Annotated in this window: 11 protein-coding genes and 1 pseudogene; 7 read left to right on the top strand and 5 right to left on the bottom strand. The window is 60.9% G+C overall.

All coding sequences use genetic code 11. From position 1 onward, the window contains the following. Positions 1–226 precede the first annotated feature (226 nt). From NKI79_RS18055 to NKI79_RS18035, 5 genes and pseudogenes are all read left to right on the top strand, one after another. A complete protein-coding gene (locus NKI79_RS18055) occupies positions 227–865 on the top strand; it encodes a BA14K family protein (protein WP_352803229.1) in 639 nt (212 codons plus the stop codon). A 116-nt stretch (positions 866–981) separates the two neighbouring features. Continuing rightward, a complete protein-coding gene (locus tag NKI79_RS18050) occupies positions 982–1311 on the top strand; it encodes a DUF2934 domain-containing protein (protein WP_352803227.1) in 330 nt (109 codons plus the stop codon). Between the two features lie 3 nt (positions 1312–1314). Beyond that, on the top strand, positions 1315–1464 hold the full coding sequence (locus tag NKI79_RS18045; protein WP_352803226.1) for a hypothetical protein: 150 nt from the start codon (positions 1315–1317) through the stop codon (positions 1462–1464). 266 nt (positions 1465–1730) lie between these two features. Next, positions 1731–1829: pseudogene (locus tag NKI79_RS18040) on the top strand (BA14K family protein); the annotation flags it as partial. A gap of 333 nt (positions 1830–2162) precedes the next feature. Then, positions 2163–3950, top strand: coding sequence for an ATP-dependent nuclease (locus NKI79_RS18035; RefSeq protein ID WP_352475621.1), 1788 nt, complete (start codon positions 2163–2165; stop codon positions 3948–3950). Positions 3951–3998: 48 nt separating this feature from the next. Here NKI79_RS18035 and NKI79_RS18030 read toward each other — a convergent pair whose 3' ends face one another. Next, positions 3999–4178 (bottom strand): hypothetical protein, encoded by a 180-nt coding sequence (locus NKI79_RS18030; RefSeq protein ID WP_352803224.1) that lies wholly within the window; start codon positions 4176–4178, stop codon positions 3999–4001. A 136-nt stretch (positions 4179–4314) separates the two neighbouring features. On the opposite strand from NKI79_RS18030, the gene NKI79_RS18025 reads away from it, so the two are divergent. Then, positions 4315–4575 carry a hypothetical protein gene (locus NKI79_RS18025; RefSeq protein ID WP_352475623.1) on the top strand — a complete coding sequence of 87 codons (261 nt, stop codon included), beginning with the start codon at positions 4315–4317 and terminating at the stop codon, positions 4573–4575. Positions 4576–4578: 3 nt separating this feature from the next. Next, positions 4579–4839, top strand: coding sequence for a hypothetical protein (locus NKI79_RS18020; RefSeq protein WP_023677293.1), 261 nt, complete (start codon positions 4579–4581; stop codon positions 4837–4839). Here the strand turns inward: NKI79_RS18020 and NKI79_RS18015 are convergent. The 4 genes from NKI79_RS18015 to NKI79_RS18000 form a co-directional block, all read right to left on the bottom strand. Beyond that, positions 4836–5540, bottom strand: coding sequence for an SOS response-associated peptidase (locus tag NKI79_RS18015; protein ID WP_352803222.1), 705 nt, complete (start codon positions 5538–5540; stop codon positions 4836–4838). The two genes, NKI79_RS18020 and NKI79_RS18015, sit on opposite strands and share 4 nt — an antisense overlap. Positions 5541–5652: 112 nt before the next feature. Next, positions 5653–5874 carry a hypothetical protein gene (locus tag NKI79_RS18010; RefSeq protein ID WP_254819423.1) on the bottom strand — a complete coding sequence of 74 codons (222 nt, stop codon included), beginning with the start codon at positions 5872–5874 and terminating at the stop codon, positions 5653–5655. Between the two features lie 1102 nt (positions 5875–6976). Next, positions 6977–8743, bottom strand: coding sequence for an ABC transporter ATP-binding protein (locus tag NKI79_RS18005; RefSeq protein WP_352803219.1), 1767 nt, complete (start codon positions 8741–8743; stop codon positions 6977–6979). Positions 8744–8752: 9 nt separating this feature from the next. Next, positions 8753–9724, bottom strand: a complete 972-nt coding sequence (locus NKI79_RS18000; protein WP_352803248.1) for a glycosyltransferase family 2 protein — start codon at positions 9722–9724, stop codon at positions 8753–8755. Positions 9725–9779 lie beyond the last annotated feature (55 nt).

Genomic DNA, 9779 nt, shown 5'->3' with positions numbered 1-9779 from the left:
ACCACGCGGCTCCGACCCCTCCCGCCTCGTGCCGGGCCGTCTCGGGGCGGACCCAACACCGCCTCGGCCTGGGGCGGCCGCCCCGGCCCCCGCCTGGGGGGGGGGGCGGCCGGCCCCCCCCCCCCACGGAGATGGGCCTTCCTTCGAGTGCCCTGCACTACGCTCTTTCCTGGAACCGGATTCCCCGCCTCGGCATTTCCTTAACCGGGAGGCAAAGGAGCGCGGCATGAAAGCTTTGTTCGCAATCTTTGGCGGCTTCGTGCTGACGCTCGCCGTATTCGCCAGCGGCCTGGCCTTCGCCACCTGGCTTCTGATAGCCAAGCCGGTGCGGCCGGCAGCCCCGGCCTCCAGCGTCGCCGAACTGTGGGCCAAGGATCCGCGCGCGGTAAACCCGGCCTCGCAGCGCCTCGAGCGCCTCCCGGCCCGCCCGGTTCCCGTTCGCACCTCGGAAGTTGATCGCACCGCGAGACCCGCCGATACGGCCGCAGCTTCGACAGCCGACGCCACCGCCACCGGCTCCATCAAGCCACCAGCGGAAGAGCAGCAGCAAGCGCTGCCCGCCGCTCATGTCGAATGGTGCGCCAGCCGCTACCGCTCCTACCGGCCGGACGACAACCGCTACACCTCCTACAGCGGCCAACAGCGCCCCTGCATCTCGCCCTATCTCGACATCACCGATGACGGCAGCTACGTCGAGGCGAGCGATACATCGTCGGTGGAGGGCTACCCGCGGCCGGACGAAACCGGCGACGCCGAGCTCTCATCCGACCACGTGCAATACTGCTTCAGTCGCTACCGCTCGTACCGACCGGAAGACAATAGCTATCAGCCGTATTCCGGGGGGCCGCGTCGGCAGTGCGAGTAGCGCGGGCGGGCTGGCGGCCGCAGTGCATGGCGCCTTGTGCGACCAACCATCACGCAGATTTCCTGGATCGTTCGGGTTGGCTCGGCGTTCATCCGATACCCAAAGGAGAAATCAACATGGGCGACGACCGGGACGACAAGATTCGTGAGCGCGCATACCAGATCTGGGAACGCGAAGGCGGGATCCATGGCGATCCCGAGCGGCACTGGCACCGGGCCGAGGCCGAGATCGACAGGGAAGCAGCCCTGCCACTGACGGCAGGCGATGCCCTGCCGGAAACCCGCGAGGTCGCAAGCTCCGACGTCTTGACGGTGGAGGCCCTGGCGGTGCGCACCGGCATATCGGGCGAACAGGCGCAGGAGCTGATCGACAGGCTGGGAAACGACAGGGCGGTGATCGAACAAGCCGCGCGCAACCTCAAGGGGAAGCAGCGGCTCGGGGAGTGACAGATGATCAGAAAACTCAGAGACGGAAAATACCGCCTCTATTCGCGCAAGAAGGACGAAAAGACCGGCAAGCGCCGCAATCTCGGCACCTTCGATACCCGCGAGGCCGCCGAGAAGCACGAACGGGAGGTGCAGTATTTCAAGAGGCATTGAGGGGCGTTGGTGGCCGGTGCCCGCCAGCCAGTCGCGCGGCATGCCCGGGGGAACCTGAATTCCAGCCCTCACGAGCCGCCGCGAACCCATTACCGCTGCTACAGGCTAAGGGACGACACTACACGTCCCACAGCGGAGAGCAGCGCCCCTGCATCTCGCCCTAACTCGACATCACCGATGACGGCAGCTACGTCGAGGCGAGCGATACGTCGTCGGTGGAGGGTTACCCGCCATCAGATGAACCCGGCGCCGCGGAGTTCTGATCCGACCACGTGCAATACTGCTTCAGCCGCTACCGCTCCTATCGGCCGGAAGACAACAGCTATCAGCCCTATTCAGGGGGGCCGCGCCGGCAGTGCGAGTAGCACGCGCTGGGCAGCATCCAGTGCGCGCCTGTCGAGGGATTTGAGGTCCTGTCTATGTGCCGGACCTTCCGCAAAGCGGAGGAAAGTGCCGCTCAGTTCGTTTTGTAGTACGCGGGAGGCCAGACCTGCGCCTCACGGTCATGATGGGGAGGTGAGGGCGTACACGGAGACCGTTCGAGTAGAGAGCCCTGTCTTACCACCGCGTTCGTAAGAGGATACTAGGAGAGACGCAAATTGACAGAATCGTCGATTCTGCCATGCCGCAGTGGCAGAAAAGGATTCTGGCTTATTAAGCTCGTCATATAAGCTACCGGCGCAAATCAGGGGGCATTCTTGCAGAAACGCGCGCGTATAAGGCGGATTGAGTTCTCCAATTTCAAGGCCCTATCCCGGTTCACGCTGACGATAAACGAGATCAATATTCTTGTTGGGCCTAACAACTCGGGCAAGTCCACCTTGATCGGAGCTCTTCGGACACTCGATGCAGCAATACGTTTCGCCTGGTCTCGACCGCCCAGTCGCGTGTATGTCGGCGACAATTCCTATATCGGCTACCGCCTCCCCGAAGAGAGCGTTCCGATTTCTCTGGAGAACGTACAGACTGACTACAACGGGGCTGAAGCGCGCGTAACCTTTTCACTGAGCAATGGGAACTCGCTTGCATTGGTCTTTCCTGAAGATGGCGGCTGTGTCTTTCTCCCTTTTGTCGATGGTGGCGTGGTCAAAAGCGCATCAGAGTTCAAGCGAGAGTTCCCAATTTCTTTGATAATTGTGCCCGTCCTTGGGCCGGTTGAACATAGAGAAAAGAAACGGGAGCGCAGCACTGTCGTCTCCGGCTTGTCTACCCACCGGGCATCGAGACATTTTCGAAGCTACTGGCATTTTTTTCCAGACGGATTTGATGCGTTCTCGGAGCTTGTCGCAAGAACGTGGCCAGGAATGCAAATCAGTGCCCCGGAGTATGACTATGCTTCCGGAGAACTGAGCATGTTCTGCTTGGAGGACCGGATAACCAGAGAGATATATTGGGTCGGTTTTGGCTTCCAGATATGGTGCCAACTCCTAACACACCTATCTCGCGCGACCGAAAATTCTCTCATCGTGGTGGATGAGCCCGAAGTGTACCTACATCCCGATGTCCAACGCCAACTGCTAGGCATTATGCGGGACGCCGGGGCAGACGTAATGATCGCCACTCACTCGAGTGAAATAATTGCCGAGGCCGATCCGAGTGAGATCGTAATGATCGACAAGCACCGCCAATCTGGAGAGCGCATACGAAACATATCCGGTATTCAGCGTGCGCTTGATGCTGTTGGCTCCTCTCACAACATAACTCTCACCGCGCTTGCGAAGAGCCGTAGAATCCTCTTTGTTGAGGGCCTCAATGATTTCCGGCTACTTCGGCGTCTCGCACGTAAGATCGGGATGCAGGAGTTGAGTTCAGGCACTGGAATTATCCCTTTGGCGTCGGGAGGCTTTGGCTCTTGGCAAAAGATCACAATCCTTGCATCGGGCATCGCCGAAGCACTTGGTGCTCCGCTTATGATAGGGGCGATCTACGATCGTGATTACTTCTGCGAGGAACAAATCGCTGATGTGGTAGAAACTCTCGATGCCGGCCTTCTACTGGCGAGAGTGCTTGAACGAAAGGAGATAGAAAATTATCTTCTTGTCCCATCGGCTCTTGATCGAGCTGTGTACCGGACTCTCGGCGTGCGTCGAGATACGTCGGAATTACGCAGTTCGGAAGAGGTGACCTCAGAAGCCATTTTAGACGCGATAACTCGGCCGATGAGGGACGACGTGTTTTCTCAGTTGATGGCGCGGCGTCTTGAGTTCTTTCGCAAAAGAGGCGACGACGCGTCGAGCATCTATAAGCCCGTAATCTCTTCGTTCGAGGCTCGCTGGGCTAGTATTGGTTCAAGGATGACTCTGGTTTCGGGCAAGGAGGTCCTGCGTCAATATCGACAGCGGGTGAAAGATCAATATGGTATTACCCTGACAGACTCTCGTATCATTGATGCGATGAATAAGGATGATATCCCAGCCGACATGGTTACGTTATTAAATGAGCTTGATTTGTTCAGAATCAGCACAAAGTCTGTAGCAGCGGCCTGAGAATGCAGATGGATCGGTGCTCGGCTGAGATGCGCATTTCGGCAACTCTTAGCCTCTCGCCCGACGCCGGCTCTCCACTGCATCCAACCGCTCCTGCAAATGCCCATTCAGCACAATCATCTCCTTCAGCGCCTTCACCGCATCCCACTTATGTGATGCAATGAACCTGTCGGCGATGGCCTGCAGCGCAGCCTCCTGGCGGCTGTCCAGCGTCACGATGTAATCCATGGCGATGCCTCCGATAGTTTCTGTTCAAATTGAACAAAACGGGAACAAAAATGTCAAGAGCGAATTGACTCTGCGAGGAATGCCTTCCTATTTGTCAGTAGGCGGGGCGGTTGCTCACAAATCGAGGAGAGCCGCGATGGGCAGACGAAAAAGCCGGTTCGACAGGCTGTCGGCGAGGGATGCGGAGGCGATCATCAGGGACGCTCTGAGCCTGCGCAGGACGGTGCTGTCGTCGCAGCTGCATCTGAAGGCGCATGGCGAGCTGTTCTGGCAGCTTTGCGGGCTTGTCGAAAAATTGCACGGGGTGCTGGCCAGCGTCGCGGAGAAGGAGCCCGATTATCGGATGGCGGAGCTTGGCCTGCTTCCCCTCCCCGAGGATTACTCGACCCGGAAATGAGCCATGGCCGGGCCGATGGACAGCGTTGGGCGTGCCGCCAAGGCCAACATGCTGCTTATCGTGGAGTGCGGCCACTGCTACCACGTCGGGCGCTTCAGGGCGAATGACGTGGCCCAGGTGGTGGGCTGGAACAAACCGCTGGAAGCGATCAGGTTCAGGTGCAAGCGATGCAGCCGCAAGGACACGACGGTGAAGACGCAGTTCATCGACCAGGATCATCCGCCCAAGGGCTACATCTGGGTGCTGCAGAAATTCAAGCGCTAAAACAATGAGCCTTGCGCCGGCGCCTGCTGCGGAAACTTGATCTGCGTCGCCGGCTTGTCGACGATCACCAGCGCGTCATCGGGCGCCGTGCGCTGCAGGTGTCTTGCCTCCGACCATGGCGCGCTGAGCCAAGCCTCGGTTTCTTCCGGCGTGGTCAGGATCACCGGCATTGCCTTGTCGTGGATCGGCGCGATCAGCGCGTTGGGCCTGGTCGTCATGAAGCCATAGACCTGGTGCTCGGCGGGGCCGTCCTTGACCTTGCGAATGCCCTGCCAGCGCGTCCACAGGCCGGCAAAGAAGAACAGCGGGCGGTCCTCGCCGAGCGCAAACCAGAAGTTGCGCTGAATGCCGGTCTCGGGGTCCTTGTCGCCGGGCGTCGGGCTGGGCTCGGCGAAGCTGGTGACGGGCACCACGCAGCGGTTCTCGATGCCGAGATATTGCTGCCAGTGGCCGTATTGCGGATTGCGGATATTGGTGGTGCCGTAGTCGGCCTTGCCCTTGACCCGCTCCAGTGGCGTCGGCATGCCCCACAGCAGATTGGCTAATTCACGTTCGCCGTCCGGCGCATTGCGCACCACCGGGCTTGGCTGGTTGGGATAGATGTCGATGGAGGGTTCGAGATTGCCGAGGATATCGCGCAAGGCGCGGGTCCACTGGCGAATGGCCTCCTGGCTGGTCGTGATATTGTAAAGATTGCACATTTCAGGCCGTTCCCGGATGCTCAGGCATCTTGTTGGAAACGGCCCGGAATTTCCAGCGCTGTCCGTCGGGTTGCTGACACGGCAGGCCGTGTCAGCAATGGTTTTGTGAGACCTACCGCGCCGATTGTCTCATAGCTTGTGCGGCGACTGCCGCGAGAAAAGCCCTTGCCGCGGCATCGCAGGCCGCTCGGGACGGACCCTTGGCGAAAAGGAGAAGCTCGGCGGCTCGCATGTTGAGCCCGTGCTTTCTCGCGAATGTGACCAGATCGTAGGGTTTGTTGTCGTAAGGCTCGTCGTCGTCGTAGTCGATCGTCAGATCGTAGTTTTCTTTCATTTTCTTCCTCCCTTTAGCGATCTCCCCCCTCCTGTCGCTAACGCAAAATTAACGTCGATGGCGTCGGGCGAGTCTACCAATCAGAGATTGTGTAAAAAATGTACGGGCTCGGATGCTCGCCCCTCGCAACCGGGCCGCGAGCAATCGCCGCGGACCGGAACGGTCGAAAAAGCCGATTATGATGGCAACGTCGGAAAAGGCTGCCACGGCCTGGTGCTGCGGGGGTGTCCGCCACGCCTACCGTGCCTAATGGCCGTCATTTTCATCTTCCTGGCCCGGTCCGCAAAGCCGGCCTCGTTGGGTTCGGCTAAAGAATAAATCCGGCTAATAACACCGTAAGGAGTAGTGACAGCGGAACGGCTGCAAGACACCAGATCTCCAACGTGTTGTTTTGCCGCGGGTCCATCGTCAGCCTCACTTTTTGGTTTTGTCATTGTGGCACCAACGGTTGGCCGGAGGTAGCGGTTCCAAGCGACGCTGTTCATAGAGCGCTGCCTGTGCTGCATATTAGCAACAGCTTGACGACCGCTGAGCCCTGTACCGCCTGGACAACTTCAGTTGGCGCCGGATTGGATGCGCATTCCGCAGGAATGCAAGCGCCCTCCGCATCAGCCGTGCGGGGATCGATCGACGCCCATGATCAGCGCCGAGCCGCATGCCCGGAACCCGATGGCTGCACCTATCTCCGGACGAAGTTTCGCTACCACCGAGCCGATCCGATCTTCACTCACAGCCAGCGATGCCCGTTCGCAGGGACCTAAGTCTGACCTGCCTGCGCAATGGTCCCGTGCACAGGCAGCTTCGGGAACAACTGCGCCCGTCTTCAGTTGATGGCGTCACCTCCTCGAGGAGACATCGGCGCAGAATCAGTCCCTTCATGCGCTGATTGGGGTCCGCCTGCCATTGCTGGATTTGGCTGGCGGACCCTTGGTTCTGTATGCTCCAGATCGAAGGCGGGTAAGCTCGGGATCACACATCACCCCAGAAATCCTGCAGAGAAGCATGGCGGAGGTCTTCCTCATCCCTGAGATGCTTGACCTGGCTTGACATTCGAGACGACCTCACAGCGCGCGCAGCGGGGTCGCCCTCAGCCCTCCAGCGCCTAGTGCTGGTAAAGCTCGTCCATGCTGAGCGTCGCCAGCGCGGCGAAGGGTGCCTGCTTTTTCACGCGGCCGTGGCTCAGGATCACGACGTCGTCGCAGAACGAGATGGTGCTGCGATGATGGCTGATGACGATGGTGGTGCGGCGGCCGGCGCGCGACTTCAGCGTTTCGACGATCGCCGCTTCCGATAGCCCGTCCACAGCATTGGTGGCTTCGTCGAGGATGAGGATATCGGGATCGCGCACCAGGGCCCTGGCCAGTGCGATCCGCTGCCGCTGTCCGGCTGAAAGGTTAACGCCGCGGTAGCCGACGACGGTCCTGTAGCCTTGCGGCAGTTGCTCGATGAAGCCATGCGCTTCGGCCAGTTTTGCCGCGCGCTCGGCATCGTCGGCCGAGGCGGCGTCCTGGCCGTAAATGATGTTGTCGAAAATCGTTCCGTCGACCAGCTCCAGCTCCTGGCTGGCGAGCGCGATGTGCTTTCGCCACTGGCTGGGGTCGATGCGGTCCAAAGGCGATCCATCGACGAGGATCCTGCCGCTATCCGGTTCGACAAAGCGGCACAGGAGATTGACGATCGTCGTCTTACCGGCGCCCGACCGGCCTATCAGCGCGGTTGAGCGGCCGCTGCGCAGGTCGAAGCTCGCCGCATGCAGCACCACCGCGCGCTGCTCCGAGCCGGAATAGGTAAAGGTGACGTCCTCGAACTTGATGCCTTGGCTGAGCCCGGGGAACGTTGCGCTGCCTTGCGGCGGCGCGGGCTTGTCGGATGGGTCCAGCATCCACGTCACCTCTTCCAGCGATCCGCTCAGGCCCTGCAGCTGTGTCCAGGCCATTTGCAAAGACCGCATGTAGGGCTGCAGCCTGTAGAGCAGGATGACGAAGGCGACGATCAGCGGGAAGGAAACATTGGCGAACCAGGCGCCGATCACCACCGCCAGGAACAGCATGGCATGCAGAACCTCGGTCAGCGGCGGCAACGCTCCCTGACGGGTCAAAAGCACGAAGGCGGCGCGGCGCACCGCATCCGATGCCTGGTCGAATGCCGCCTTCTCGCGTTGCTCCTGGCCGAAGATGCGGATCAGCCGCCCGGCATGCACCAGATGCAGCATCTGTGATGCGAGCTGACTGTTGCGGGAGGCGACGCTGCGGCTCGGCGCCTTCAGATTGGCGGACAGCATGGCGTGCGCGACCTGCACCAGCGCCAGGCCCAGCGTGACCAGCAACGTCATCTGCCACGACAGGAGCAGCAGGAAGGTGAGGAGGATGATCGCGGCCGATGCGTTGACGATTGCACCCAGCGTGATCTGGATGGCATCCGAGGCCCGCCAGGATTCGTTGGAGATGATGTTGAGCAGCCGTCCAGGGCTTTGCTGCAGGAAGAACGGGTAGCCTACCCTAAGCAGCTGCTCCGACAGCGCGCTGCGGATCGAATGGCTGGCCTTGCCGTAGATTAAGGTGGTCAGCAGCGTGTTGGCATAGGCGAACAGATTTTTCAGAACGATCGAGCCGAGGATGGCGACCGATATGGCGATCAGCCGGTCGCGCTCGCTCAGGCTCGCTCCGACATGCTGGAAGACGGCGGAAAAGCCTGCCATGCCGGTCTGCCCCTGTTGCCCCATGATTATGTTCAGCAACGGGATGATCAGGCCGATACCAAAACCTTCGAGCGCGGCGCTGAGCAGCCCGAGCACCACCACGGCCGGAAGCAGGCGCAACTGCTTTCTTCCCAGCGCGCGGCGCAGCATCGGCAGGCTTGTCAGTCGCATGATAGCGGATCACCTCGCCTCGGCATTTGCCTGTTGCTCCTGTCGCATCTCCGTTGTCTTTGGCGATTTCGCCAGCAAAAGCACCGCGAACTTGGCCGCGCCGAGCAGATTCATGCCGATGATCGGCCAGTGCGACAGCTTGAGTTCACGATCGAACAGCGGGCCTTTCCTCAGTTCGCGCAAGGCTGCCCTCATCGACCAGTAGAAATGCCGAAGCAGCCACGGCGCGTGGCGGATATGCTTCAGGCAAAGCCCGCCATTGCCCATGCTGTAATCGCGATGCAGCTTTTCGATGGCCTTGCGGTCGCGCCGGCCGTGATGGTGATAGATGATCATGTCGGGCACGTATTCGACCGGAATGCCGAGCAGCACCGCCCGGACGAGATAGTCCGTATCTTCCGCCGAGCGCAGCGGGCCGCCTGCGCCGAAGCGTTCGTCGAAACGCCCGATTCGGGCGGCAACATCGCGGTGCATCGTCATGTTGCAGCCAAGCACGAAGCCGCCAGGATGGACATCCGGCGTGAGCCGCGCGCGCACCGGCGACCGCTTGATGGTGAACGGCAGGTCGCGGGGGTCGCCGATCTCGACGCGGCCGCCGCGGATGACCCGTTCGCCGGCCGCATAGTGCCGCTGCAGATCGCGCAGATAATCCTTGTGGACCGCGCAATCATCATCGACGAAGACCAGCACGCGGCCCCGCGCCCGCTCCAGCCCGGCGTTGCGCGCGGCCGCCAATCCGGGTCGCGGCTCGCAAATGGCAGTGAACGGGATGTCCGACAGTTCGGCGATGCTGGCCAGCCGTTTGGCCGTGCTGTCGGTCGAGCCGTTGTCGACAACCACCAGCTCGGCGGCAAAGTCGGCATGGGCACGACACGCGGCCTGGATCGAGCTGATGCAGGGCTCGAGTACGGCGACACGGTCGCGGGTGCAGACAATGAAGCTGACCGCCGGCACCGGTCCTTGCTGCGGCCGCGGCGACATGGCCGCCGGCATCATCGAGCGGCCGCGTTGCTGGAGCTGGTGCGATTTGACGAAC

The organism is Mesorhizobium sp. M0340 (genome assembly GCF_040321535.1).
Lineage (GTDB): Bacteria > Pseudomonadota > Alphaproteobacteria > Rhizobiales > Rhizobiaceae > Mesorhizobium.
The sequence above is the reverse complement of the archived record's forward strand: the minus strand, read 5'-3'. Positions and strand labels throughout refer to the sequence as shown.